Origin of the sequence: Edaphobacter flagellatus, from assembly GCF_025264665.1 — a bacterium.
GTDB classification, from domain to species: domain Bacteria; phylum Acidobacteriota; class Terriglobia; order Terriglobales; family Acidobacteriaceae; genus Edaphobacter; species Edaphobacter flagellatus.
Map to the genome: position 1 here is coordinate 2687127 of NZ_CP073697.1, position 25270 is coordinate 2712396.

The 25270-nt window shown below is 60.7% G+C and carries 22 protein-coding genes; 10 read left to right on the top strand and 12 right to left on the bottom strand.

The window, feature by feature from the left end:
- The first annotated feature begins 13 nt into the window (after nt 1-13).
- The 3 genes from KFE13_RS11205 to KFE13_RS11215 all read left to right on the top strand — a co-directional run bounded on the left by KFE13_RS11205 (nt 14) and on the right by KFE13_RS11215 (nt 3170).
- The gene (locus KFE13_RS11205; protein ID WP_260703210.1) at nt 14-802 is read left to right on the top strand and encodes a HipA family kinase; all 789 of its coding nucleotides are present in this window, start codon (nt 14-16) and stop codon (nt 800-802) included.
- On the top strand, nt 786-1184 hold the full coding sequence (locus KFE13_RS11210) for a DUF3037 domain-containing protein (protein ID WP_260703211.1): 399 nt from the start codon (nt 786-788) through the stop codon (nt 1182-1184). The genes KFE13_RS11205 and KFE13_RS11210 overlap by 17 nt, the downstream gene beginning before the upstream one ends.
- A 123-nt stretch (nt 1185-1307) precedes the next feature.
- Nucleotides 1308-3170: a pyrroloquinoline quinone-dependent dehydrogenase gene (locus tag KFE13_RS11215; RefSeq protein ID WP_260703212.1), complete on the top strand. Its 1863-nt coding sequence runs from the start codon at nt 1308-1310 to the stop codon at nt 3168-3170.
- A 13-nt stretch (nt 3171-3183) separates the two neighbouring features.
- Here KFE13_RS11215 and KFE13_RS11220 read toward each other — a convergent pair whose 3' ends face one another.
- Nucleotides 3184-4056 carry an isocitrate lyase/PEP mutase family protein gene (locus KFE13_RS11220; protein WP_260703213.1) on the bottom strand — a complete coding sequence of 291 codons (873 nt, stop codon included), beginning with the start codon at nt 4054-4056 and terminating at the stop codon, nt 3184-3186.
- Nucleotides 4057-5398: 1342 nt separating this feature from the next.
- Nucleotides 5399-6331 carry a LysR substrate-binding domain-containing protein gene (locus KFE13_RS11225; RefSeq protein WP_260703214.1) on the bottom strand — a complete coding sequence of 311 codons (933 nt, stop codon included), beginning with the start codon at nt 6329-6331 and terminating at the stop codon, nt 5399-5401.
- 89 nt (nt 6332-6420) lie between these two features.
- Here KFE13_RS11225 and KFE13_RS11230 point away from each other — a divergent pair, with 89 nt between their 5' ends.
- Nucleotides 6421-6936: a GNAT family N-acetyltransferase gene (locus KFE13_RS11230; RefSeq protein ID WP_260703215.1), complete on the top strand. Its 516-nt coding sequence runs from the start codon at nt 6421-6423 to the stop codon at nt 6934-6936.
- A gap of 115 nt (nt 6937-7051) precedes the next feature.
- On the opposite strand, the gene KFE13_RS11235 is transcribed toward KFE13_RS11230, so the two are convergent.
- Nucleotides 7052-7531 (bottom strand): DUF2251 domain-containing protein, encoded by a 480-nt coding sequence (locus KFE13_RS11235; protein ID WP_260703216.1) that lies wholly within the window; start codon nt 7529-7531, stop codon nt 7052-7054.
- Between the two features lie 85 nt (nt 7532-7616).
- On the opposite strand from KFE13_RS11235, the gene KFE13_RS11240 reads away from it, so the two are divergent.
- The 3 genes from KFE13_RS11240 to KFE13_RS11250 all read left to right on the top strand — a co-directional run bounded on the left by KFE13_RS11240 (nt 7617) and on the right by KFE13_RS11250 (nt 11356).
- Nucleotides 7617-8825, top strand: coding sequence for a hypothetical protein (locus tag KFE13_RS11240; protein WP_260703217.1), 1209 nt, complete (start codon nt 7617-7619; stop codon nt 8823-8825).
- A gap of 114 nt (nt 8826-8939) precedes the next feature.
- Nucleotides 8940-10694, top strand: coding sequence for a L,D-transpeptidase family protein (locus KFE13_RS11245; protein WP_260703218.1), 1755 nt, complete (start codon nt 8940-8942; stop codon nt 10692-10694).
- A gap of 44 nt (nt 10695-10738) precedes the next feature.
- Nucleotides 10739-11356 (top strand): YdeI/OmpD-associated family protein, encoded by a 618-nt coding sequence (locus KFE13_RS11250; RefSeq protein ID WP_260703219.1) that lies wholly within the window; start codon nt 10739-10741, stop codon nt 11354-11356.
- A 127-nt stretch (nt 11357-11483) separates the two neighbouring features.
- On the opposite strand, the gene KFE13_RS11255 is transcribed toward KFE13_RS11250, so the two are convergent.
- Complete coding sequence (locus tag KFE13_RS11255; RefSeq protein WP_260703220.1) at nt 11484-13598, bottom strand: glycosyl hydrolase family 18 protein; 2115 nt, start codon at nt 13596-13598, stop codon at nt 11484-11486.
- Between the two features lie 133 nt (nt 13599-13731).
- Here KFE13_RS11255 and KFE13_RS11260 point away from each other — a divergent pair, with 133 nt between their 5' ends.
- Together KFE13_RS11260 and KFE13_RS11265 are read left to right on the top strand one after the other, a co-directional pair.
- On the top strand, nt 13732-14955 hold the full coding sequence (locus tag KFE13_RS11260; protein WP_260703221.1) for an A/G-specific adenine glycosylase: 1224 nt from the start codon (nt 13732-13734) through the stop codon (nt 14953-14955).
- A complete protein-coding gene (locus tag KFE13_RS11265; protein ID WP_260703222.1) occupies nt 14952-16637 on the top strand; it encodes a M28 family peptidase in 1686 nt (561 codons plus the stop codon). Before KFE13_RS11260 ends, KFE13_RS11265 begins: the two co-directional genes overlap by 4 nt.
- Before the next feature lie 80 nt (nt 16638-16717).
- Here KFE13_RS11265 and KFE13_RS11270 read toward each other — a convergent pair whose 3' ends face one another.
- The 3 genes from KFE13_RS11270 to KFE13_RS11280 form a co-directional block, all read right to left on the bottom strand.
- Entirely contained in the window at nt 16718-17254 is a 537-nt protein-coding gene (locus KFE13_RS11270) for a PEP-CTERM sorting domain-containing protein (protein ID WP_260703223.1), read from the bottom strand.
- Nucleotides 17255-17469: 215 nt separating this feature from the next.
- Nucleotides 17470-17892, bottom strand: coding sequence for a DUF1761 domain-containing protein (locus tag KFE13_RS11275; RefSeq protein ID WP_260703224.1), 423 nt, complete (start codon nt 17890-17892; stop codon nt 17470-17472).
- A gap of 90 nt (nt 17893-17982) precedes the next feature.
- Entirely contained in the window at nt 17983-20220 is a 2238-nt protein-coding gene (locus tag KFE13_RS11280; protein WP_260703225.1) for a GH92 family glycosyl hydrolase, read from the bottom strand.
- Between the two features lie 372 nt (nt 20221-20592).
- On the opposite strand from KFE13_RS11280, the gene KFE13_RS11285 reads away from it, so the two are divergent.
- Nucleotides 20593-21015: an OsmC family protein gene (locus KFE13_RS11285; protein ID WP_260703226.1), complete on the top strand. Its 423-nt coding sequence runs from the start codon at nt 20593-20595 to the stop codon at nt 21013-21015.
- A 76-nt stretch (nt 21016-21091) separates the two neighbouring features.
- On the opposite strand, the gene KFE13_RS11290 is transcribed toward KFE13_RS11285, so the two are convergent.
- From KFE13_RS11290 to KFE13_RS11310, 5 genes are all read right to left on the bottom strand, one after another.
- Nucleotides 21092-22003 (bottom strand): cation diffusion facilitator family transporter, encoded by a 912-nt coding sequence (locus KFE13_RS11290; RefSeq protein WP_313900639.1) that lies wholly within the window; start codon nt 22001-22003, stop codon nt 21092-21094.
- 139 nt (nt 22004-22142) lie between these two features.
- Nucleotides 22143-23549 carry a cell envelope integrity protein CreD gene (gene creD / locus KFE13_RS11295; protein WP_260703228.1) on the bottom strand — a complete coding sequence of 469 codons (1407 nt, stop codon included), beginning with the start codon at nt 23547-23549 and terminating at the stop codon, nt 22143-22145.
- Nucleotides 23550-23607: 58 nt separating this feature from the next.
- A complete protein-coding gene (locus KFE13_RS11300; protein ID WP_260703229.1) occupies nt 23608-23991 on the bottom strand; it encodes a transcriptional regulator in 384 nt (127 codons plus the stop codon).
- The gene (locus KFE13_RS11305) at nt 23981-24595 is read right to left on the bottom strand and encodes a hypothetical protein (RefSeq protein WP_260703230.1); all 615 of its coding nucleotides are present in this window, start codon (nt 24593-24595) and stop codon (nt 23981-23983) included. The genes KFE13_RS11300 and KFE13_RS11305 overlap by 11 nt, the downstream gene beginning before the upstream one ends.
- A 78-nt stretch (nt 24596-24673) precedes the next feature.
- Nucleotides 24674-25198, bottom strand: a complete 525-nt coding sequence (locus KFE13_RS11310) for a DUF3592 domain-containing protein (RefSeq protein WP_260703231.1) — start codon at nt 25196-25198, stop codon at nt 24674-24676.
- Between the last annotated feature and the right edge of the window lie 72 nt (nt 25199-25270).

Sequence of the window (25270 nt, forward strand, 5' to 3'; positions counted from 1 at the left end):
TACACTGGAGAGGATGCAGCTTAGAACGGTAAGGGCAACGCAATATGTCACGGCTCTGCGCGAGGGCGGAAGTATGCCCGCTATCGTCGCCGCCGACGATCTCGGCCTGTATGTGCTGAAGTTTCGCGGCGCGGGACAGGGACCACTGGCTCTGGTGGCCGAGCTTGTTGCCGGTGAGATTGGCCGCGAGCTGAGGCTGAATGTGCCGGAGCTGGTCTTTATGGAGGTCGATGCGGCGCTCGGCCGCAACGAACCGGACCAGGAGATTCGCGATCTGCTAAAGGCGAGCGTTGGGTTGAACCTCGCGCTCGACTATCTTCCCGGCTCGACGATGTTTGATCCGGCTGCGGGCGACAAGGCCGACGCGAGGACGGCGTCGATGGCTGTGTGGTTCGATGCCTTTGTGATGAATGTTGATCGCACGCCGCGCAACGCAAATCTGCTGTCGTGGCATCACGAGCTTTACTTCATCGATCACGGCGCTTCAATCTACGTGCATCATGACTGGGAGTCGATGCTGGAGCGCGCGGAGTCGTTGTTCCGTGAGGTGAAGCATCACGTGCTGCTGCCATGGGCCAGCGCGCTCGATGCGGCGGATGAGCAGGCACATACGCTGCTTACAACAGGACGCATCGAGGAGATTCTCGAAGCGGTGCCGGATAAATGGCTGATGCGCGAAGGCGAGGCGGGGCTTTCTGCCGATGAGAAGCGCCGCGTCTATGCAGATTTCTTCGCGCGCCGTCTGAAGGCGTCGGCGAAGTTTGTAGAGGAGGCGAACCGTGCCCGTGCCGAGCTCGTTTGATTACGCCGTGGTGCGCGTCGTACCTCGCGTCGAGCGCGAGGAGTTCATCAACGCGGGCGTGATCGTCTTCTGCCTCGAATACAGGTTCCTTGCGGCACGCGTCGTCGTCGACGAGGCGCGGTTGAAGGCGCTCTGGCCGAAGCTCGATGTCGAGCTGGTGCGGCGACATCTCGAGGCGATCCCGAAGGTGGCAGCGGGCGACATCGCCGCAGGGCCGATTGCGAAGCTTTCGCAGCGCGAGCGCTTCCACTGGCTGGTCTCGCCACGCAGCACCATCATTCAGGTCTCGCCCGTGCATACAGGCCTCTGCGAACAGGGTCCGGAGAACATGATCGAGGAGTTGGCGGAGCGGTTTTTGGGCCACGCGCTTGAACGTATGTGAACGGTATCGAAATTTGCAGGAGTGACGATGAATGCTTCCCAAAGCGTGAACTCTCGTAGGAGAAGTTCCCACACTTTTCTAGTCCTGGGTTTCGCTTGTCTTGCGGTTTTCGCGCACGGTCAGATGAAGACCGAAACAGATTGGCCGAATTACGGGAACGACCCCGGAGGCATGCGTCATTCCTCACTCACTCAAATCGGCCGAGAAAATGTGGCGAAGCTCAAAGTTGCCTGGACGTATCACACAGGCGATATCTCCGATGGCCGTGATGGCAGAAAGCGCAGCGGCTTCGAGACCACTCCGATTCTTGTTGATGGCAGACTCTATCTCACCACTCCGTTCAATCGTGTGATTGCTCTTGATCCTTCCACGGGCAAGCAGCTGTGGGCTTACGACCCTAAGATCGACCTGAGCCTTTCTTATGGAGACGGCCTGATCAATCGCGGCGTCGCTACCTGGGTCGATCCGGCGCGGGCAGCTACAAAGTTGTGCAGGCGCCGCATCTTCGAGGCGACGCTCGACGCGCGATTGCTCGCGCTCGATGCTGCGACCGGGCAGCCGTGTCCTGACTTCGGTTCATCGGGTCAGGTGAATCTGCGGGATGTGCCGGGATATGAGCATGCCAACCTCGGTTCTGCTCCGCCAGCGTGGTATCACATGACCTCGCCGCCGGTAACGATGGATGACCTGGTCATTGTTGGATCGTCGATTGACGACAACAACCGCACCGATATGCCTTCCGGCGTCGTTCGTGCGTTTGATGCGCGTACAGGAGCGTTGCGCTGGCGCTGGGATCCGATCCCGCGGAATATAAAGGATTCGACGTCATGGGTGAGCGGAGCCGCGAATGCATGGTCAATTATGGCGGTCGATGTTGCGCGGGACCTCGTGTTCGTACCGACGGGAAGTGCAAGCCCGGACTATTACGGCGGCCTGCGCCCAGGTGACGACAAGTGGGCCAATTCCGTCGTTGCTTTACATGCAAAGACCGGGAAGATGGCATGGGGTTTTCAGCTGGTTCATCACGATCTGTGGGACTATGACACGGCCTCTCCACCGCTGCTGGCAACCGTGCCTCACGAAGGCAAGGACACTCCCGTGGTCATTCAAGGGAACAAGACCGGCTTCCTGTATATGCTCCATCGCGATACAGGCAAGCCTGTATTCCCCGTTGAAGAGCGAGCTGTGCCACAAAGCGATGTGCCGGGCGAGAGCGCCTCGCTGACGCAACCTATCCCTGTAGCTCCTCCGCCACTGGCTCCGCAACACATCTCCGCCGAGGATGCGTGGGGGCCAACGCCGGCAGATCGTGACGCCTGCCGCGCAGCCATCGCCAAGCTTCGCAATGAAGGCATCTTCACGCCCCCCAGTGTGCAGGGCACGCTCGCGATACCGGGAAACCTCGGCGGCATGAACTGGAGCGGATATGCGTATGATCCGCGGCACAATCTGCTGATCGTGAATACGAATAACCTGCTGGCGCGCGTGCGGCTGATTCCGCGTGACAAGATCGACTCGGACAACGAAGACGGGAGCATGGCGTTGCAACGCGGCACACCTTACGCCATGCTGCGGCGCTTTCTGCAATCTCCATCGGATCTGCCGTGCGGAACGCCTCCGTGGGGTATGTTGACGGCGGTTGATATGGCGAAGGGAACGATACGCTGGCAGGTGCCGTTCGGCTCCATGCAGAACTTCGGCGGTCAGCATGGTTCCGTACCGCCGGGGTCGATCAGCCTGGGGGGTCCGATCACGACGGAAAGCGGTCTCATCTTCATTGCAGGCACAACGGATTCGAAGATACGAGCATTCGATGTGGAGAATGGAAAAGAGCTGTGGAGCGCGGAGCTGCCCGCCGCTGGAAACGCGACACCGATGACGTACGAATTCGACGGCAAACAGTATCTGGTGATTGCCGCAGGCGGACATCAAGGCATCCCGGAAGATCCTCTTGGCGATGCACTCGTTGCTTTCGCACTGCCCTAAACTGCAGCGAGCGTCAGGATCTAGACTGATCTTCCTCGATGGCGCGTTGTGCGTAGTCCTTGCGGAAGAAGTCGTTCAGCTCAGAGTAGGGGACGGTGTTGTGGAGTCCTTCGAGCGAGTTGTTGCGGGCGATGAGGCGGGCGGCCTGGATGAAGCCGGTCCATGCGGCGCGGGCGAGCGCAGAGCCTACGCTGGCTCGGCGGACGCCGATGGCAGCGAGTTCGGTGAGCGAGAGGCCGCTGCTCGATCCCACGAGGATGTTCACCGGTTTGGGGTGGACGGCGGCGACAATGGCTTCGACCTCGGCGCGCGAGGAGGCTCCGGGCGCGTAGAGGACGTCGGCTCCGGCTTCGGCGTAGGCGGTGAGGCGGCGGATGGATTCACGCAGCGGGTCGTCACAGTGGACGAGGAAGCATTCGGCGCGTGCGGTGAGCAGGACGCCGGTTCCGGCGAGTGCTTCGCGGGCGGCGCGGATGCGTTCGACGGCGAGTGGAAGCGTGTAGAGCGGTTCGGACGGGTTGCCGGTTGCGTCTTCGATGGAAAGGCCGGCGACGCCGGTGGAGGCGCAGAGGCGGACGTTGGCGGCGACTTCATCGGGCGTGTGTCCGTAGCCGGATTCGAAGTCGGCGTTGATGGGCAGGTCGACGGCGGCGACGATGGAGCGGATGTGCTCGAGCGCTGCGTCGCGCGGGATTGCCCAGTCGGCGTCGGGGAGTCCCTGAGTGAAGGCGAGGCCGGCGCTGGTGGTGGCGAGGGCTTTGAAGCCGAGCGAGCGCAGGTAGCGGGCGGTTCCAGCGTCCCAGGGATTGGGCAGGACAAAGAAGCCGGATTCATGGAGAGTCCGGAAGGCAGCGCGGCGGGCTGAAATGCTCGGGTTGGTGCTCATTTTTGTTATCCCTCTGCGAATCAGAGTCTTGAAGGGGTGGTCGCGGTTCAGATTTGTGTTGGGTGGCCTCCCCCTCCCCCTATCTATGCTTGTAAGGCTTTTATTTTGTTTAATTTGCTCGATTTGCACAGGCCAAAATATTCATTTGATGTGGGTTAGGTGTCAAAATATTGATTTATAAAGAGTTAGCCCCGGTCCTTTTGGACCGGGGCTTTTTGTTTGCTGATTTAAGTGTAGCGAAGTGAGGGAAACTCATCGGCAGATTTTCGTGGGTTTATTTGCTTTGGAATGAGGGAGTTGGGGTTTTAGGGGGCTTGACAGAGTTTTCGCTCCAGTTGGCGGGGGTCGTTTCGCCTTCGGCTTCACTCCGGCCTTCGGCAGAGCGGTGGCCGCTTCGCGGCGGCTGGATGGAGAGGGCCAAGCGTGAAGGCTTGGCGTACCTAGAGGCGGTTCGCGCTGCTGCGCGAAAGGGCTCAACCCCCATGTCGTGATGAAGCTGCGCTATGAGTGGGCAACTGCTTTGGTGGCTGGGAGACGGCATTCGCTTTGGTGCGTCATGGTGGGAGCTTCACCATCCGCACCTGTTTGTGGCGCTATGAATGAGGCACCCAGCGTTTTCGCTTCAGATGACGGAGGGGTGTTTCGCCTGCGGCTTCCCTCTCAGCCTCTCACCCCAACGAGCAAGCTCGTTCGGGGGCCCGAGCCTTCGGCAGAGTGGTGGCCGCTTCGCGGCGGCTGGATGGAGAGGGCCAAGCCTGAAGGCTTGGCGTACCTAGAGGCGGTTCGCGCTGCTGCGCGAATGGCTTATCCACAATGTTGCGATGAAGCTGCTCCATGAGTGGGCAGCTGATTTGGTGGCTGGGAGACGGCATTCGCTTTGGTGCATCATGGTGGGCGCTTCGCCATCCGCACCTGTTTGTGGCGCCATGAGTGGGGCAGCTGCTTGTGGTGGCGAGGAGGTATTTGTGGGATCCCACCTTAGCTCGCTGTGCGAGCGAAGATGGGGCACCCGCTTTGGTGCTTGGGAGAAGGCTCCGCTTGGTGCTCTGCTATAGATGGGCACTCGCCCTGCGCCCTGTTGATGAGCCCTGTTTGGTGGTGGAGGGCGGGTTCTGCTTTGGTGCGTGATGGATGGTCGCTCGTCGTATGCAGCTGTTGGTGCGTGATGGGTGGGCGCTCGCCTTGCGCATTTGTTGGTGCGTGATGGATGGTCGCTCCCGTATGCAGCTGTTGGTGGTGGCGGGGATAGGTTCTGTGAAGCAATGCGGAGAGGTTTTTTGACTTGGCTTGAGGAAGGCTTTGGAGCCTGGAGTTTTCCTGTGGCTGCTGGGCGGATCTGGCGTTATGCCGTTTTGCGTTTGGTGGGGTGGGGTTTTGTTTCGGCGGCGAAGCTGCTGCGGGCTACCTGAGCGAAGGTGGCTACTACGGGGCGGTCTTCTCCTGTGCGGTAGGCGAGCTCGATGTCGCTGGTGACACGGGCTCCGCGCAGGCCGGGGCAGGCGATGTTGGGCAGGGCGAGCTGGCGGGTGCAGGCGGGGCCGACGGAGACGCCTAGTCCTGCGCCGACGAGGCGGAGAATGGTGAGCCACTGCGGGGCTTCCTGCACGACGTTGGGACGGAAGCCGTGGGCCTCGAAGATGGAGAGCGGCTTCTCGTAGGCGCGGCGTCCGGCGGACGGGGTGAAGTAGACGAAGGGTTCGTCGCGCAGGTCGGCGGGAGAGATGGTGGCTTTGCCGGCGAGCCGGTGAGTGGAGGGCAGCACGGCGACGAAGGGCTCCGTGAAGAGCGGTTCGGTGTGGAGGCCTTCGATGGGGCCGCCGTCGCGGAGGAAGCCTGCATCGAGCGCGCCGCGGGTGAGTGCGGCGGCGATGCCTGCGGTGTAGGACTCCGAGAGCAGAAGCTGCACGCGCGGGTAGAGCTGTCGGTAGCGCCCGAGCATGGCGGGCAGCGCGGTGAGCATGCCGGAGCCGATGAAGCCGACGCGGAGGGAGCCTTCATCGCCGCGTCCGATGGAGCGGGCCTCTTCTATGTCTTCGTGGACATTGCGCAGGGTGCGGCGGGCGCGTTCGAGGAAGATTTCTCCGGCGGCGGTGAGGCGGACGGCACGCGAGGTGCGGAGGAAGAGCGGGTAGCCGAGGATCTCTTCGAGCTTGCGGATCTGCTGCGAGAGCGGAGGCTGAGCGAGATGCAGGCGCTGGGCGGCGCGGCCGAAGTGCAGCTCTTCGGCGACGGCGACGAAGTAGCGGAGGTGACGCAGCTCGAGGTCGCGATCCATATACGAAAGATCATAATCGTGACAAACAAGATATTGGACGTATCATTTGTGCGGGCCTAAGGTCAGAGACATACAAAGGAGAAACGACGATGTCCTCGACCTTTGCTCTGGCTGATCTGCCATCCAACGGGAATCCGATGCCTGAACCCACGATCAAACTGCGCTCGTACCGCGGAGGCGATGCGGAGGCGTTTCGCCTGCTGAACGAGGCGTGGATCGAGAAGTACTTCGGCCTGGAAGATGCCGACCGCAAGATACTGAACGACCCGGAAGGTTATGTGCTGGCGAAGGGTGGGCACATCTTCTTCGCGACGGCCGCCGGTGCTCCGATTGGCTGTTGCGGGCTGATGCCGATTGCGCCCGGCGAGTACGAAGTGGTGAAGATGGCGGTGGCGGAGGAGTGGCAGGGCCGCGGTATCGGCAGGCGCGTGCTCGAATACACCGTGGAGCAGGCGCGCGCGCTGGGTGCGAAGCGGCTGTACCTGGAGACGAACAATACGTTGAAGAACGCGGTTCATCTGTACGAGGCGCTGGGTTTCCAGCACCTGCCGCCGAAGCAGTCGCCGTATGTGCGGGCGAATGTGTTTATGGAGATGTGGTTTTAGCTACGACCCCACTCATGCCTAGGACGTGAGTGGGGCACCGGCATTTGTAGCTGGGATGCGCAATGCGGGGGTTCCTCGACTCGCCTGCTGCTCGCTCGGAATGACACTCGTTTGGCTAGCTGTTGGTTTCCTGCGAGCCGGTCTGTGATTCGGTTTCCATGCCGTACAACTCGGCTTCGAAGCGGCGGATGGCATCTTCGGACCAGGCGTGGGTGGACTTGCGCCAAGTGTCGCCCTTCTCTTCCATGAAGTTGGGGAAGTTCATGCGGCAGTAGCCGGCGCGGGTGCCGAAGTCGTAGAGGGCCTGCGGGATGCCGTCGAGGTAGAGCACGGCGCGGAGGCCGTCGCGGGACCACTCGACGGCGGCGATGCGCTCGGGTGTGGGGCGCTTGAGCTCTTCGTCGCTGCGGTTGAGGGCGGAGACGTTGTAGATGAGCATGGCGTCGAGGATGGAGTTCTCGTGCGTGGTGCTGGTGCGGTCACAGGCGTAGAAGTATCCGACGACACCCTCGTCCTCGAAGACGACGGTCCAGGGAGGCGTGGTGGAGTCGGCGGAGAGAAAGGCGGCACCGGGAGTAAACGTGAGCGACTGCATACCCTTCACGATACGATAGAAGCTGGGCGGTGCGGCAGGAGAATGCTGTGCGCCAAGTGATTGGATCGACGAAGGCGGACGCGGATTGAAGTTTCCTGCAATTAAGTTTGGCCTGCCGCAGCGGCTTGCCGCGCTGCTGCTTGTCGTTTTTCTGGGCCAGTGCCTGTGGGTGATCGCGCACCAGGAGCTTTCGACGGAGGACTACCGCTATGCGCGCTGCGGGCGCGAGATGTGGGAGCGTCCTTCGCCGCTGGCGGGGTACTTTACTTCGTGCGGCAATCTGAATGGCGATGGGACGTTTGCCTACCGCGTGGCTGGTTTGCCGCTGACGGCGCAGCGGCTGGTGCTGCTGGGAATCGACAAGCTGCGCAAGCCGGAGAACCGGATGTATACGTCGGGCTCGCTGAACGGGACGACATGGGAGGCAAGGCACGAGATCACGAGCGTGAAGTACCTGATGCATCTTCCGTTTGTGTTCTTTGCGATGTGGCTGGGCGCGGGGCTGTGGTGGGTGTCGCGCAGGCTGTTCGGGAATGAAGGCGGATTTTTTGCGCTGGGGCTTTATTGCTTTTGTCCTGAGGTGGTTCGCTACGCCGTCGTGCCGAACAATGAAGTGCTGGCCATGTGGGGGCTGTATGGCCTGGTGTACACGGCGATTGGCGTGGCGCACGCCATGCAGGGGCCGAGGCGCAAGTGGAGGCCACGCATCCTGCTGCTGACGCTGGCTCTTGGGTTGACGGCGGCGGCGCATCTGCTGGCGGCGATGATCGGTTTTCTCGCCGGGGCGATCTTCATGATGTACCTGGCGGAGCGGCGCAGAAGCTATGTGATGCAGGTGCTGATCTATTCGGCGCTGGGAGCGCTGCTGGTGCTGCTGGCTTCGTATGCGTTCCGGTTACAGGCGTTCAGCTATGTGTTTACGGGGGGCAGTGCGCGATTCTGGTTTTCGCTGGAAGCAGCACGCGGGCTCTTCAGCGATCCGCTGAATGCGTCGATTACGGCGGCGCTGGGGATTGCGGCGGTGCTGTATGTGGTGGCGCGGCGCTGCCGGTACTTCGGCAACACGGCGCCGCTGCTGATGGCGCTGGCGCTGCTGCCGATTGTGACGACGCAGACGGTGACGGCTCCGTGGCTGTGGGCGCTGCCGTTTCTGCTGACGTTTGCGGGAGGCGTGTTTGCGGACGTGCTGGAGTCACGGCACCGCAAGCTGTTTCTCGCACTTGCCGGGCTGATTCTGGTGACGCAGGCGGTGTTGTGCATTGCGGTGCTGCCGGCGATTGCGCATCCACTTTAGTACCTGCCTGCAAAGTAGCTGACTCATTTCATCGGCCTTGCATCATACTGGGAGCCGCACCCGATAGATTGCAGAGTGGCGGATGGGTAGCGCGCCAAGGAAGGTTTGCGAAGCATGTTGAAGCTTTCTCCCCGTACTGCGGGGGCTGTGTGTGTGGTTGCTCTGCTTTTGTCCGTTGGAGGATGCAGGAAGCCGCGTAAGACGACGTCGGCCCCGAACACGACGGACTACTCGGACAACATCAAGCCGCTGGTCGAATCGACGCAGCTCTCGTTTCTGCGCTGGCCGAATATTACGGATTACCAGCCGCTTGTGAAGACGTTCTACGAAGATCGCAACTACGAGATTGCATGGACGCGCGATGGCCGGCCGACGGCAGCAGCCAAGGGGTTTATCGTGGCGTTTGCCGCGGCCGATCTGAAGGGGCTGAATCCGGAGGACTACGATGGCACGCGCTGGATGGCGAGCGTAGCGAGCCTCAACGGGAAACCAAGCGAAGACACGGTTGCGCAGTTCGATGTGGCGATGACGGTGTGCGTGATGCGGTTTATCTCGGACCTGCGCATCGGGCGGGTGAATCCGCAGCACTTTAACTTCGACATCAATGTGGCGCAGAAGAAATACAACCTGGCCGAGTTTGTTTCGGACAATGCGGTGGATGTGACCGATGTGCCGAAGCTGCTCCGGGCGGTTGAGCCGGATTCCGATCTTTATCGCCGTACGGAGCGGGCGCTGGCGCTTTATATCGATCTCGAAAAGAAGCAGCTCGACCAGAATGCCGATCCGTTGCCTGCGGTGGCAAAGACGCTGTCGCCGGGCGATGCGTATACGGCAGCTCCAGAGCTGGCAGAGCGGCTTGCGCTGGAGCATGACCTCGATGCCGATACCGACGATGCGGGCGAGTTGCAGCCGAAGGTCTATACGCAGCGGCTTTCGGACGCGGTGAAGAACTATCAGCAGCGTCATGGCCTGACGGATGACGGCAAGCTGACGCAGCAGACGGTCGATTCACTGAACGTGCCGATGAGCGATCGGGTGCGTCAGCTTGATTACACGCTCGAGCGCTTTCGCTGGTTGCCGGAGCCTTACGTGAATCCACGGCTGATGGTGAACCTGCCGGAGTTTGTGCTGCGCGGCTACACGCCGGAGCATACGCTCGACTTCACGATGCGCGTCGTCGTGGGGCAGGTGATGGGCGAGCATCAGACGCCGGTCTTCGCGCACATGATGAAGTACATCATCTTTCGGCCGTACTGGAACGTGCCGGTGGATATCGCGCGCAAGGAGCTGGTGCCGCATATGACGGTCACCAAAGGGTATCTGGAATCGAAGAACTATGAAGTGGTGAACTCCAAGGGCCAGCTTGTGCCGAACTATACGGTGAAGCAGGTGGAGCAGGGCGGCCTGATGGTGCGCGAGAAGCCGGGGCCGAAGAACTCGCTGGGGCTGGTGAAGTTTATGTTTCCCAACCAGTACGACGTGTACCTGCACTCGACGCCTGCGGTGGGCCTGTTCAGCCGCACGCGCAGGGACTTTTCGCATGGGTGTGTGCGGGTGCAGAAGCCGGAAGAGCTGGCCGCCTGGCTGCTCGACGGGCAGAAGGACAAGGACGGCGAAGACTGGGATATCGACAAGGTGCATGAGGCAATGACGGAGGGCGACGACAATCACCAGGTAAACCTGAAGACGCCGGTGCCGATCGTGATCTTCTACATGACGGCTGAGGTGGAAGAGGATGGAACGGTCCACTTCTTCAACGACATCTATGGCTACGACGCCGCGATGCAGAAGGTGCTGGAGAAAGGGCCGCCGTATCCGGTGAAGCCTGAGCCCGTAGTGCCGAAGACAAAACCCGGCGACACGGCTTAGCCGGCATCAGGCGGAGGGTGTTTTCGAGATAAAATGCTCCCACTATGAAAGCCGATCACTTCGATCCCCGCGTCGACGCCTACATCAATAAGTCCGCTGCTTTCGCACAGCCTATCCTTGAGCATCTGCGCGAGGTGGTGCACAAGGCCCTGCCCGATATTGAAGAAAGTATCAAGTGGTCGATGCCCTTCTTCACCTACAAGGGGCAGATGTTCGGCAATATCGCGGGTTTCAAGCAGCATTGCAGCTTTGGGCTGTTTGGCGGTGCGATGAAGGCATGGTTCAAGGAGCAGGGGATCGACAGCGAAGGCATGGGCTCGCTGGGCAAAATCACCAGCGTCAAGGATCTGCCTGCGAACAAGGTGTTGATCGGCTACTGCAAGCAGGCGGCGAAGTTTATCGACGATGGCACGAAGACGATGACGCGGCCGAAGAAGGCGGCGCGTCCGGCGCCGGAGACTCCGGCTGAACTGGCGGCTGCGCTGAAGAAGAATAAAGCCGCGCAGAAGGTATGGAGTGACTTCAGCCCGAGCTGCCAGCGGGAGTATGTGGACTGGATTACTGAGGCCAAACGCGAGGAGACAAAGCAGAAACGCGTGGCGCAGGCCGTCGAGCAGATTGCCGAGGGCAAGCAGCGGAACTGGAAGTATCAGAATTGCTAGGCTGATTGTTCGTTTTGCATGCCGCGTTCTTCGTGACAAGTGCCGCTGCAGGCAAAAGGCGGGGGTTCCTCGGCTTCGCTCGGAAGGCCACTTTTGTGGCCCTCTCCACTGTTTTATGCGTGAAAGGCTACTTCGTTGCAGGGTATCCGTGCAGCTGTGGGCCGACGGAGTTTGAGAAGACGTAGTTCAGGCGGCGGTCGGCGTCGATGGTCCAGAACATGGCTCCGATCATCTCCGGGTAGCCCTTTGGATTGCGCAGCCGGTACTTCGTTCCCTTTGGCGCTTTGCCGGTGATGATATAGTCCATCGCCTGGTCGACGATGCCGGAGGTGGTGTCGCCGGTGAGGAAGCCTACAGCGACCTGGCTTGCGGGCAACGGCGGGAAGAAATGCTTTGGATCGCCGCCGATGTTGAAGCCGTGCAGCAGCAGCTCGGTCATGGCGGCGTGGTAGTCGACGGTGCCGGGCTGGTAGATCTCGCCGTCGAGACCCTGCAGCGGAGGCGTGTTGTAGTCCTGCACGTCGATGAAGGTGAGGATGTCTTTAATTGCGTAGGTGATCGCGAGGTAGGAGCCGAACTGGCCGCCGTAGCTTGGGTAGCCCGCGGGGATCTGGGTGCCTTCGGGGACGAGCGAGATCATGAACCTGGAACCGAAGTGGTTGTGAAGCTGGCGAAGCGCATCGATGAGATTGACGATCGATGGCGTTGTCGGATGGCGGAAGTCGGTGTCGCCTGAGTCGATGGAGAGTGAGGGGCTCTCGAAGTCGATGTCGATGCCGTCGAAGCCATATTCTTCGACAATCTTTGTTACGGAGTCGACGTAGTTCGGGACGCGCTTGGGATCGGCGAGCGTGAAGTGCTGGCCTCCGCCGCCGAGCGAGATCATGACCTTCTTGCCTTTGCTCTGGAGGAACTTGACGTCGGATTTGAAGGTGGCATCGTCCATGCCGGTGGGCGGATGGAAACGCATGGTGCCCTCGGGGGCGTTCTTGTCGGGGATGGCGAAGGCGACGAGGATGTAGTCCCACTGCGGTGAGACGTCGCGCAGCGAGAAGGTGGAGGAGGCGGCACCGTAGCCGGCCCAGTAGCCGATCAGCTTATGCCCGTTGGGAGTGGCGGTGGGTAGGAAAGGTTCGGCGGTGGGTTGGGCCGGCGCGGGAGGAACGGCTCCGGCGCGGCGCTCGGGGCAAGGCTTAGCCTGTTCGGTGAGCGCCTGCGCGTCGGGGAAGCTGAAGGTGCTGCCGAAGGAGCCGGATGCACCGGCGTACCAGGGCATCAAGGCCACATTCTGCACGTGATATGTCCCGACGGCGAAGGGCTTCGATGCCGGGAAGTTGTTCTTCGGATTGGTGTCGGTGGGTTGTAGCTGGAAGTAGGTGGAGGCGACGCGGTTGCCGCCGCAGCGTCCGCCGTCGCCGGGCTGCATGGCGTCGGGACGCATCCAACTGACGAGGTTGCCGGGCGCGGAGGCGGGATTGAGGTGCTGCTCGTAGAGCTCATGCTGGTAGAGCGGGTCGAAGAGAGGGTCGTTGATGAATTCGGCGAGCTGCTGGGTGAGCGGCTGGACGTCCTTGTCGGCGATGACGGTGGGCGCGTGGCTGAGGTAGCTGGCGAGCACGAAAGAATTGCCTGAAGCGCGGTCGACGCCGTGCGTTCCCCATGAGCAGCAGACCGTCGCATCGCCCATGGCGTAGAAGGCAGTGTTGCGCGTGACGGCGAAGACGAGCGCGCCGTCCTGCTTCGGAAGCTGCTTGAAGATTTCCTTCTGCAGAAATTCAATGTCGACGATGGCCGCGGTCGCGCCTTCGCTCTTCGACGTCAGCACATAGCCGAAGCCCGCAGGCACGGTGACGGTGATGGGCTTGACGGTGGGCTTGCCAAGCAGCGTGTGCCAGTCCTTCGCGTTGGGAAAGGTCGTGCGCAGGAGTGCATCGGCATACTGCGTGGTGCCGGCCGCCTTGAAGTTGAAGCGCGAGAAGATGGGCGAGCGCAGAAGCGCAGGCACATCGGTGGCCGCGTCCAGCGTGTAAGGCTTGCCTGCGATCTTCTTCGTCGCAAACGCGAGCCGAACCGGAACGATCACCGTGGGGATCGACGTTGTGCCTCCCCGGGCCGGGTCGGCACCGGCGAGGGTGTAGGAGTGCGAGCCCGCCTGCTGCGCGAAGGTTGGAGCGGTCTGCGATACCGCGGAGGGAACGGTGGTCAGACCGCATACCAGCAAGGCGAGCATTTTGAGCTTCATAGGTACCATTCTCTTTTCCGGAAAAGTGTGCAGCCAGCATCGTTCAACGCTGTGTTGTCGTGCAAGAGGCAATTGTCTTACAGATGGCACGCCTGCTGACTTGCTCATCAAATGGCGATAGACTGTCATCCGCATGCAAGCATCCAACGGCCTCCAGGCAGAGCAGATAGAGGAGACAGAGCAGTCCGAGCCACAGCAGACGCTCGTGGAACTGGACCCGCCTGCTTTTCGCCGCAAGCTGATGGGCTGGTATCGCGCTCATGCGCGCGAGCTTCCCTGGCGCGGCATCAGCGATCCGTACCGCACGTGGATCTCTGAGGTGATGCTGCAGCAGACACGCGTTGAGGCGGTGATCGACCGCTATAACGAGTTCCTCAAGCGCTTTCCTACGCTGCTGGCGCTGGCGCTGGCTTCGGAAGAAGAGGTGCTGGCCGCGTGGTCGGGGCTGGGCTACTATCGCCGGGCGCGGATGCTGCACAAGGCCGCACAGTTCATTGTGAAGGAGCGCGGCGGGGTGCTGCCGAGCACGTCGAGCGGCCTGAGGACCCTGCCTGGCATCGGCGAATACACGTGCGCTGCGATTGCTTCGATTGCATTTGGTGAGAGTATCGCTGTAGTCGACGGCAACGTGGAGCGCGTGCTGTTGCGCCTGACCGGACGCGAAGACGAAGGTAATGCTGCGACACGAGCCTTTGTGCAGCAGCAGGCCAACGCGTTGGTGCCACAGCGCCGCATGGAGGGCAGCTCCAATGCAGCCGGTGACCACAACCAGGCGATGATGGAGCTGGGCGCGACCATCTGCCTGCCGCGTGCACCCATGTGTTTGAACTGCCCGGTGTACGGCATGTGCAGGACGCGCGGCGAACATGTGACTCCTCCGCGTACAGCACAGCGGAGTCAACCGGCTGCTTATCTGCTGGCGCTGCGGAAGCGCGGCGTCCTTACAGAAGTGCTGCTGGAGCGGCGCGGCGACGACCTGAGCCTGATGGCGGGCATGTATGAGCTGCCTCCGTTGCCGCTGGACGCGGTTGAGGATCGGGAGCCTACACTGCGTCTGCGCCACTCCATCACGAATACGAACTACTATGTGCAGGTCTTCGCGCTGCGTGGCCGCAAGGATACGAAGCTGCGTCGCGCTGTCCCTGCGGCGAAGAGCGATCTGCACTGGGTTCGCACCGGACGCCTCGGTTCGGTTGCGCTGACGGGCCTGGCCCGCAAGATTCTGCAGCGGCTCGACATCATGCAGGTGAAGTTCCCGCAGCTCGAAGAGGCCCACTCGCCGAAGAAGGTATCCCTGCCCATCGATACACAGGCGAATAAACTGAAGTCAGTCTCTCGTACAGGAGCACGCAAGTGAAGCATCTCCGTCTTTCTATTCTTACGTTGTTAGCCTTTTCTGCGATTGCGTCGGCGCAGGTCGTTCCTCCTGCGGTGAAGACGGCGGAAGCCTCGGTCGATCCGGAGAAGATTCGCGCGCACGTCAAATTTCTCGCTGACGATCTGCTGGAGGGCCGCGGCCCGGGCACGCGTGGCGGCGAGCTCGCCGCGCAATACATTGCGACGCAATTTGCACTGTATGGGCTGAAGCCAGCGGGCGACAACGGCACGTATCTGCAGCAGGTGAACTTTGTCGGCACTAAGACGCTGGGGGACAAGACGCACTTTTCGCTGGTGCCCGACAAGCCGAAGGATGGTGGCATGCATATCATGCTGCACAGCTATGACCTGAAGTATGGCGACGATTACACGGTGAACAATCGCAAGCTGACCGAAGTCGCCGATATCCATGCGCCTATTGTTTTTGTGGGATACGGTGTCATTGCGCCGGAGTTTGGCTGGAACGACTATGCGGGCATCGATGTGAAGGGCAAGGTGGTGCTGTGCATCGTCGGCGATCCGCCGTCGGACGATCCGAAGTTCTTCGGCGGCAAGGCGCTGACTTACTACGGACGCTGGACCTACAAGTTTGAAGAGGCTGCGCGGCAGGGAGCCATCGGCGCGCTCATCATCCACCGCACCGATCTCGCCAGCTATGGCTGGGAGGTGGTGAAGAATTCGAACACCAGCGAGAAGACTTACCTGCGCGACAACAAAGACCCGCAGCTGGAGGCGGCAAGCTGGATCACACTGGACACGGCGAAACAGCTTTTCCAGGCGGCGAATATGGATCTCGATGCGGAGATGACGGCTGCGGGGAAGAAGGGCTTCAAGGCAGTACCGCTGCCGGTCTCGCTTGATGCGCATATTGAGGCGAAGGTGCGCAGCTTCCAGTCACCGAATGTTGTGGCGATGTTGCCGGGTGCGAATGTTGCCGCGAAAAAGCCGGATCAGGCGGTGATGTACACCGCGCACTACGATCATCTCGGGATGGTTCCCGGGATGGCCGGTGACAATATCTATAACGGTGCGGCTGACAATGCGACCGGCGTCGGCATGTTGCTGGAGATGGCGCGTGCCTGGTCGACGTTGAAGACATCGCCGCCGCACTCGGTCATCTTCGCTTCGGTCGCGGCGGAGGAGCAGGGGCTGCTGGGCTCGGAGTATCTTGGCCAGCATCCACCGGTACCGCCTGCGCAGATCGCGCTTGACATCAACTACGACATGATTCTGCCTGTCGGCACGCCGCTCGAGACGAGCGTCAACGGAGCGCAGCGCACGACCTTCTACCCGACGGTGCAGGCAACGGCGAAGCGCTTTCATCTCGCCATCGTTCCCGACGCGCATCCTGAGGCCGGCGGCTACTATCGCTCGGATCACTTCTCGCTTTCGCGGGTCGGCATCCCGGCGTTTTCAGTCGAGCAGGGAGAATTGTTTGAAGGCCACGACCGCGCCTGGGGCGAGGCCAAGGGCAAGGACTTCGTCGACCACGACTACCATAACTTCTCTGACAACTATCATGCCGACTGGGACTTCGCTGGCAACGCGGAGCTGGTGCGCTTTGGCATGGAGCTGGGCTGGGAGGCGATCAGCGCGCAAAAGATCATTCAGTGGCTGCCAGGGGATGAGTTCGAGGCAGCACGGAAGGCATCGCAGAAGTAGTTTGATTGTCATTTCTCCGCTACGCGCAGCGCGCTCGGTCGAGATGACAAGATTTGCCGTTGTTGCTGCCTATGCTGGAACTATTTCCATGCTCTGCGCCGCGCGGCTCCGATGGCTCCCAGCACGCCGGTGCCAAGCAGGAGCAAGGAAGCAGGCTCGGGTGTGACTGCAGTCGGATTCAGTTGCGTGAGCGTTGTCTCTCCCAGGCGCAGCCAGTATTGCGAGGTCTGCACGACGGTGAGATCGACGATGCCGGTGCCGAGCGCGGCGATCTGCCCTGCGGTCAGCGAGTAGCTCCACGCTGTCGGTGCGATCAGGTTGTTGTAGCAGGTCGTGAACTCGACGCATTGCGCTACCAGCAGCGAGCCGAGATAGACATTCATTCCCGACGAGCTGGGCGTCAGCGAGTTGCCGAACGTACCGGAGATCGTGATGCCCGTGTCTCCAGCCAGGATGTCGAAGCTGCCGACGACGGTCGGCGGCTGGTATGGACCGGGATCGGGATAGCGTGCCGTGCCGTTGTATTCCGGCAGGGTGCTGATGGAATCGGCATGCGCAAACGCAGACCCAGCGAGCGCGCAGAGCAGGATAAGCAATCGTGACATGCGACGATGCATGGTCTCTATCTCCTGATTGTGATGACGGGGGCCCGGAAGAACATGCTGCGCACAACAGGCCTGAAGCGGCAGTTGCACGGTGAATCCGGTCAGGCTCTACGGGGGATTCGCTTACTCTTTGTACTCCTCGAAGATGTTTTTTCGGTCAAAACACCATGGGAGCGGAATAATCGCCACTATTAGCGATAAGGTTATCGACGGATTCAGCAATACACCTAGAGGGGTTTCTTCGTCCATCCACCCAGCACGGCGCCCATCAGCACCATGCCCACCAGGCAGTAGCCGGTATTGATGGCAAGGGTCTTAACTCCACGGGCTTCAAAGACATACTCGGTGGCAAAGGTTACAAATACGGTGCAGAACCAGAGGATGATCGCCATCTGAATTCCGCGCGCAGCCGTTACCGGTCCGGTTACCTGGATCAGCCAGGAGAGGAACAGCGCGAGCGCCAGCGTCAACAAAAGAGCGACACCGTAGGCCAGCGCAGGGCTTACCCCGCTCGATTGCAGCTGCTCCATCGTCTTGCCGATGCCTGCCAGCCACGCATCGCGGAACATCGTGAACCACACCGCGCCCAGTCCGAAGTAACAAAGCGTTGCAACGATAATGGCAAGAGGATGAAAGCGCACTTCGTTCATAGGCCGAAGCTCCATGCACGCGACGTTAGTGAATGGAGGAAATTGTAGCGCGAGTGGCGGCCTTCTGTTCACAAGAGAAATAGCGGATCACTACTTGCCGATCGGCACACCGCGCCATGCACTCGCCCACTTCGAGGGCTCCGGCCCGATGACGAACTCCAGCGTCGAGCCTTGCATGATGTCTTCGTAGCGAATCACTGGTTTGTTCAGCGGCTTGCCATTCAGTGTCGCCGACTGTATATAGATATTCGCCTTGCTCGCGTTCTTCGCCTTCACGGTGAAGGTCTTGCCGTTTGCGAGCTTCAGAGAAAACTTCGCAAACATCGGGCTGCCGATCATGTAATCGCCGCTTGCCGGATTCACCGGATAGAAGCCCATTGCCGTGAACAGCAGCCACGACGACATCTGTCCGCAGTCGTCATCGCCGTCAATACCCGAGGGCAGATTGGCATACTCAGCGTTGGCGATCTCGCGCACCTTGGCCTGTGTCTTCCACGGCTGGCCTGCGTAGTCGTACAGATAGCCGTAGTGGTGGCTCGGTTCGTTGGAGTGATTGTTGTGCTTGCCGGCAAAGTGCTCATCGAGCTTCACGTTGTACTTGTCTGCGCCGCCCATCATCTCCAGCAGCGCAGGAATATCGTGCAGGCCGCCCCAGGTGTAGACCCACGCGTCGCCCTCGGTCCATCCCGAGACGGAGCGGTTGCCGGGAGTATCGCGCGTGCCGCCGATCGGAGCCCAGGCACCGTCGGATGTTTTTCCGTTCATCAGCCCCAGCGCCGGGTTGTAGAGATGCTTGTAGTTCAGCGAGCGATGGAGGAAGAACTGGTAATCCTTCTCGCGGCCAAGCGCTTTGGCTACCTGCGCGACGCACCAGTCGTCGTAGCTGTCTTCGATGGTGCGCGAGGAGGCCTCGTCCGTCTTGTCGGTGGGGATGTAGCCAAGCTGCTTGTAGTAGGTCAGGCCGCCGCGCGCCTCGTAGGGCGTGTGCTCTTCGCGGTCGAGCCAGCGGCGTGTCGTGTCGCCGTCCGGTGGCGTCATCGCGTCTTTGTACACCGCATCCCACGCTGTCTTTCTGTCGAAGCCGGTGAATCCCTTCCGGAGGGCCTCGGCCACCAACGAGTCGGCGTGCGTGCCGATCATGATGTTGGTGTATGAAGGATTCGGCCACTTCGGCATCCAGCCGCCTTCCTTGTAGTCCTGCAGCAGCGCGGTGATCATGCCGGGAATGCGCTCGGGCGCGAGCAGCGTCAGCATGCTGTGCTCGGCGCGGAAGGTGTCCCAGATGGAGTATGCCGTGTAGCTCTCGCCCTGATGAATTTTGTCGTCGAAGGCCGAGTAGTAGCGTCCGTATTCGGAGAAGACGCGCGGGTACAGTAGTGCGTGATAGAGCGCGGTGTAGATCGTTTTGCGCTGGTCGTCACTGGCGCCTTCAAGGCTGATGCGGCTCAGCTTGTCGTTCCACGTTGCGCGCAGCTTCTTCTGAACGGCTTCGAAGTCCCACGCTGGAATCTCGCGCTTCAGATTTTCGCGTGCCTGCTCGATCGAGATGAACGATGTTCCTACGCGGACGTCAATGTACGCGCCGTCCTCACTGGGCGGCTGGGCAAACTCAACGTACGCTCCGCGAGCGCCTGTGCCGTCCATGCCGTAGGTGGCGGCGCGTTCCCAGCGCTGGCGAAACTGCACGACGAAGTAGCCTTTGAAGTTCGGCAGTGCGAAGGGTCCGAGGTTGCGGTCGATGCGATCTGGGTTATAGCCGGTGATTTCAAGATGTACGTCGTCGACGTTGGCCGAGCCAGCGATGCCGGGGCGCGAGGCTTCGACGAGAACACGTCCGGCAGCTCCCTGCGGAAAGTGAAAGCGCATATAGGCACAGCGTTCGGTCGCGGTCATCTCGGCGCGCAGACGTGAGCCGTCCTTGGTCGTCATCTGCACGGAGTAGTAGTCCGGCCGTGTCACCTCATCGTCATGCGTGAACTCCATCTGCCGCGCTTCCGGCGTCGTTGCCAGCTCGCCTACCTGCGGCACCAGCGTCACGTAACCATAGTCGCCCATCCAGATGGCTGGCTGATGCGTGCCCATGAAGCCCTGAATGTGTGTGTCCTCGTATTTGTAGCTGACGACGCTCAACCGGTTCTGCCGCGTCTGCGCTGTCCAGTCGGTCATGCCGAAGGGAGGGGTCACAAACGGCATCGTGCCGCCGTAACCGATCGGCCCAGAGCCGGAGCCGATGTACGGGTTTACTTCGGAGACGGCATCGTGCTGCTGCGCGATAGCGGAAGGATCGAATGCTGCAAACGACAGCAGGGTGCCAGCAAACAGGCTCACGGCAAAGGGAATTCTCATCGCAGAAGCAACGATAGCAGGCTGCGATTGACTCAGTAAAAATCCGCGCAGCTCAGGAAGTATCCACACTTGCGGCAGATCAGCTTGCAGCGGCTGTCCTCAAGCCGCGACGAGCAGGTGGGGCAGTAGACCTGGTGATGCTCCGTATTGATCGGGCACTGAGGCTGTGCGTCATCAGGCTGAGACGACATTTCCTGTTGCACAGCGGTCGCATTCATCGAGGACATTTTGTAAGCCTAACCCAGTTTTCGAAATTTTCAACCGCCGGAAGACGACCGGGAGGCATCGAATCATGTACCGTCGAAAGACCGGCCCGAATGCGAACGGCCGAACGAGAACAAAGGAGAGACTTTCATGGATCGCTACGCAAGCGCCGTATGGCACGGCACGCTGAAAGAGGGCAAAGGCAGCATCACCACGCAGAGCACGACGCTCAAGGATACGCAGTACAGCTTCGCGGCCCGCTTTGCCGACGGCGTTGGCACCAATCCTGAAGAGCTGATTGCCGCAGCGCACGCCGGCTGCTACACCATGGCGCTGAGCGCGCAGCTTACCGAAGCAGGCTTCAATCCCGAAACGATTGAGACCAGGGCGACGGTCACGCTCGATCTGCACGGCGCTCCGACGATTACCAAGATTCACCTGGTGAATACCTCGAAGATCCCCGGCATCGATAAGGCAAAGTTCGACGAGCTGGCGCACAAGGCCAAGGAAGGCTGCCCGGTGTCGAAGGTCCTGAAGGCAGCGGAGATTACGCTCGACGCCACGCTGGCGTAAACCGATTTGAAACTAAATCTAACGTAGAAGCCTCGGAGATAACTTCCGAGGCTTTGCGTTTTGCAATCGATGATGGTTAGTGCGAGTGATCGTGATGGCCGTGGCCATGGTGATGATGGTGGCCGTGCGCTCCGACCTCTTCGGGCTCGGGCGGCGAGCTGCAGCCGTGAATCGTCTCGCAGCCCGTGGTCTCAAACTGGATCGTGGTGTGGCTGATGCTGAACCGGGCACGCATGCGGGAATTGATCTGCTCGAGGATCGCCGTGCACTCCGACGCGGGCATCTCGTTCACCGTGACGTGGCTGGCCAGCGCGTGCGACTGTGCGCCGAGGCTCCAGACGTGGAGATCGTGTACATCCAGGACGCCGGTTACGGTCGCAATCTCGGACCGCACGGCCTGCAGCTCGATCCCGCGCGGCGTGCCTTCCAGCAGAATATTCAGCGTCTCGCGGATGATGCTGACCGAGCTCCACAGGATCATCACGGCAATGACGAGTGACAGCACAGGGTCAACCCAGCTCATGTGAGTCAACAGAATCGCCGCGCCGCCTGCGATCACCGCCGCGGTCGAAAGCGTGTCGCCCAGCATATGGAGAAAGACGCTGCGGATATTGACGTCGCCGGAGAAGCGCCACAGCAGCGCTGCAACCGTTCCATTCATCAGCACTCCGGCGGCAGCAACTTCCATCATCAGCCGTGGCTGCACTTCAACCGGTGAGCTGAGACGCTGTACGGCCGTAACGGCGATCCAGACCGAGAGCACGACCAGCGTCGCCGCATTCACGAATGCAGCCAGTACCCCGGCGCGCTGATAGCCGAAGGTCTTCTCGTCGGTAGGGGGCCGCGACTGAAAATAAACGGCGACGTACGAGAGGATGATCGCCAGCAGGTCTGAGAGGTTGTGTCCTGCCTCAGAGATCAGCGCCAGTGAGTGCGCCTTGAGGCCAAACAGGAAGGTTGCCAGTACATACCCGGCGGTAAGCACCATGGAAACCTTCAAAACACGCTGCATACTGCGGTTTGGCCCGGCGACCATGTGCATAGGTTAAGTTTAGTCCGTTCCGTGTCTCCGATTCAATCTGCCTGCTGGATTCTCCACCCTCCAGGGGAGGGTGGAGATCCGATTCTCAAGCGGGATTTGCGGGAGGAGGTGGAGGCGCCACGGGCGATGCGGAGGACGCCCCAGGCAACGAGCTGTACCAGTCGATTCGTCGCGTGAAGTACATCACGGCTGCGACGGCGAGGAAGCTCGCGATGGCTCCTACCAGAAGGGCATTGTCTTCCAATGTGAGCAGCAGATAGATGAGACCGTAAAGCAGAGAGAAGCTGACGAAAGCTCGGGCAGCCTGCAGGCGGCTCGCGAAGATCCAGCCAGCATTCGCCGCAAGTAGCAGTACCGTCGCTCCACCAGCGATTACGTAACCAGGGCCGAAGCCAATCCGCTCGGCAAGTGACAGAAGCAACAGATAGAAGATGATCTGCGCTACGCCGACGAGGAGGTACTGCGCCGGATGAACGCGTTTGCCGGTCGTGACTTCAAAGATGAAGTATGAAAGAAAGACCAGGCCGAGCAGAAGCAGAATGTACTTCAGCGCGCGATTGACGGACTGGTACGGGTCGGCGACTTCCACAAAATTCACGCCGAGTTCTGTCGCATTGAGCCCAGTGATGCTGCCGGATGGACCTTCCGCGCGCACGCCACGACCGATGAAAGGCACGCTCCATGTGGCGGAGAAGCCGTTCTGGTAGATGCTGTGGCTGGTGGGCAGAATGCCGTAGAAACCGGGATTGCGCCAGTCTCCCTGCGCGGTAAGGCGCGTGGTCTTGCCATAGGCGAGCACGGCGATACGCTCGGCGCCAGAGAAGCGTAGTGTCGCCGAGGCATGAAACTTCGCGTTCGGCATAGCAAAGCTACTGGCTTTAGCCCCGAAGACCGTCAGCTTTGTTGCGTGGTCTGGATCGCCGAAGGAAAGATGCTCGGCAATATTGGCCGGCACCAGCGTGCTGGTTGTATCCGCGGCAGTCAGGTTGGCATCAGCCAACGCGCCGCGAGAGTCACTGGCCCCGACGACGATCTCAGCGCGACTCCAGTCAAACGTGGCGCCGGAAGGCGCGGCGGCTGGAACCCCGGTCAGATCGAAGTCGGCATCGAGCTTGAGATCTGCCTGAAAGACAGGAACACGAAAGAGCGAACGATGTCTCTCTTCGGTCACGGTTGTGACGGTCCCCGACGCCTGTGCCGGAAAGACGAGATAAGTACCGTAGTGCTCGGTGTCAGCAGGATTTTGCGGCGGCGTCTGGTAAGGAATGGCAAGCGTGGGTCCAAGAAAAACCTGGTGCCCGCCAACATTTGCACTGATGTCCTTGACCACTTCGTCGGCGCGCTGCGTCCGTTCGCGGACAAGATCGCTCACGAAAAAAGAAGGGATGCACATCAGCAACGCCAGTGTGCACACGATGATGAGTTTGAAGCCCATGGAACGCGAACTCGGACGAAGCGTAGATCCGGGTTGATCGAGCGACAGGTGAATCATTGATGGTCTCCTTGTTGCAAAGCACTTTGTATTGCAAAGTTAAAAGGCAAAAAATATATCAAGCCTCTGACGCGGCCAGCTTGCGTAGCGATGGGCTGGCGCTTTCTGCCAGCTTTGCAGAGTCGCGAATCACCTGCTCAAGTGTGGTGAGGTACTCCAGGTAGCGTTTGCGACCGGAGACACTGATGCGGCAGAGCGTCAATGGCCGGCTGCCTTCGTGGCCCTTGATGATGTCGACCATGCCGTCCTTTTCCAGCACAGTGAGGTGCCTGCTGAGGTTGCCGTCGGTGAGTGAGCAGAGCTGCTTAAGATCGTTGAAGGTAAGGCCGCGCGGACTGGTGATGAGGGATGTAAGAATGCTGAGGCGGGCGCGTTCATGAATGACGCGATCCAGTCCTTCGTAAGCAAAGCGGCCCTCGGTAGCTGCAACCTTAGACTTCATCGGCTGCGCTCCTGTTGCTGTAGAAAAGGATGGCGGCAACCAGCAATTGACCAACTCCGAAGGGAACTCCCATCGCAATCGGCGAGAAGGCGTTTTCCACTCCCACTGCGATGACGGCAAGCCCGGTGAAGAGATACCAGGCTCCGGCGACGAAGATCAGTTTTGGCAAAAAGCGTCCGGAGGCGAAGATTCCTAGCCCGAAGACGATCTGCCACAGCCCCGGAAGCATCCAGGCGCTTTGCGGCACATAGAAGAAGAGGACGAGCGTAAGTAGGCTGCCTGCGCCCAATGCAGGCAGGAACTGCTCAACGGCCATCCGAATCATGTCGTCGGAGAGCGCAGAGTGGATGCGGCGCGAACGCGTGAACATCTGTGTGCCTGTCAGCGCCATAGCGAGAATAGCCGTAGTGATCCACAACTGAAGATATACGGCCAGGTGTGCGGCAGGGTTGGCGATCACGAACCTCTGCGCCAGCGCAGCCAGCATGGCCATTCCACCCGTAGCTGCAAGCGTGGCTGGACCATAGCCGCGAAATTCCGTTGTGGCGGCCACCTGCCTGCGGATTCTGCTGATATCGCCAAGTGCCTGGTTGAGGTCGTTCATCTCACTGAGTTAACTTTACAATGCAAAGTATCGTAGCGACGCTTTGCTGTCAACTGCTCGTTCTTCTTTGTTGGGGGTTCAGCCCTCGCTGCCGTGATAGCGGTCGATGCCCAGCACGGGGCGGGGCAGCTCGGCGGAGAGCCGCAGGCCGCTCCATGTCTCGGCGACGACGATGCTGTTGGCAGGGTTATGCGGTTCGTAGCGCACCTGGATCGGCAGGTCGGTGCGAACGTCGCGGACGAGCTCCGAGAGCGTGGTGACGTCCTGCGCTGCCTCGTAGCTGACACCGGCGATGCGGTAGTTGTAGACGATCACCTGGGGGGTCGCATGGGTTGCTTCGGTGTCGGCGGGGTGGTGAATGTGCCCTTCGGCGGTTTCGGTGATGCTGCCGTCGGTGATGCGTCCGTTGGCGGCAAGCTGCTCGCGGCGCGACCGTTCCATCTCTTCAGCCGTAGGACGCGGCTTGCGTAGCAGGTACCACGCCACGCCTCCGACTGCGGCCACAGTGGCGGCAACGGCAACCGCATTGCGTGGAGAGCGCAAGGACGGCGACAGAATCTCAGACAGGGCGGCGAGCACGGGGAGAGTCCTGAAAACGAGCATAGCCCACCCCGCAGCCGAGCGCGAATGACCGCTTCGGGGGAGGCGGTGCCAGATGAGGTTCCGTCGCGCGCC

Coding starts and splice junctions, on each gene's coding strand:
- KFE13_RS11205 (WP_260703210.1), top strand. CDS start 14: ATGCAGCTTAGAACGGTAAGGGCAACGCAATATGTCACGGCTCTGCGC.
- KFE13_RS11215 (WP_260703212.1), top strand. CDS start 1,308: ATGAAGACCGAAACAGATTGGCCGAATTACGGGAACGACCCCGGAGGC.
- KFE13_RS11220 (WP_260703213.1), bottom strand. CDS start 4,056: ATGAGCACCAACCCGAGCATTTCAGCCCGCCGCGCTGCCTTCCGGACT.
- KFE13_RS11225 (WP_260703214.1), bottom strand. CDS start 6,331: ATGGATCGCGACCTCGAGCTGCGTCACCTCCGCTACTTCGTCGCCGTC.
- KFE13_RS11230 (WP_260703215.1), top strand. CDS start 6,421: ATGTCCTCGACCTTTGCTCTGGCTGATCTGCCATCCAACGGGAATCCG.
- KFE13_RS11235 (WP_260703216.1), bottom strand. CDS start 7,531: ATGCAGTCGCTCACGTTTACTCCCGGTGCCGCCTTTCTCTCCGCCGAC.
- KFE13_RS11245 (WP_260703218.1), top strand. CDS start 8,940: ATGTTGAAGCTTTCTCCCCGTACTGCGGGGGCTGTGTGTGTGGTTGCT.
- KFE13_RS11250 (WP_260703219.1), top strand. CDS start 10,739: ATGAAAGCCGATCACTTCGATCCCCGCGTCGACGCCTACATCAATAAG.
- KFE13_RS11255 (WP_260703220.1), bottom strand. CDS start 13,598: ATGAAGCTCAAAATGCTCGCCTTGCTGGTATGCGGTCTGACCACCGTT.
- KFE13_RS11260 (WP_260703221.1), top strand. CDS start 13,732: ATGCAAGCATCCAACGGCCTCCAGGCAGAGCAGATAGAGGAGACAGAG.
- KFE13_RS11270 (WP_260703223.1), bottom strand. CDS start 17,254: ATGCATCGTCGCATGTCACGATTGCTTATCCTGCTCTGCGCGCTCGCT.
- KFE13_RS11275 (WP_260703224.1), bottom strand. CDS start 17,892: ATGAACGAAGTGCGCTTTCATCCTCTTGCCATTATCGTTGCAACGCTT.
- KFE13_RS11285 (WP_260703226.1), top strand. CDS start 20,593: ATGGATCGCTACGCAAGCGCCGTATGGCACGGCACGCTGAAAGAGGGC.
- KFE13_RS11290 (WP_313900639.1), bottom strand. CDS start 22,003: ATGGTGCTTACCGCCGGGTATGTACTGGCAACCTTCCTGTTTGGCCTC.
- creD (WP_260703228.1), bottom strand. CDS start 23,549: ATGATTCACCTGTCGCTCGATCAACCCGGATCTACGCTTCGTCCGAGT.
- KFE13_RS11300 (WP_260703229.1), bottom strand. CDS start 23,991: ATGAAGTCTAAGGTTGCAGCTACCGAGGGCCGCTTTGCTTACGAAGGA.
- KFE13_RS11305 (WP_260703230.1), bottom strand. CDS start 24,595: ATGAACGACCTCAACCAGGCACTTGGCGATATCAGCAGAATCCGCAGG.
- KFE13_RS11310 (WP_260703231.1), bottom strand. CDS start 25,198: ATGCTCGTTTTCAGGACTCTCCCCGTGCTCGCCGCCCTGTCTGAGATT.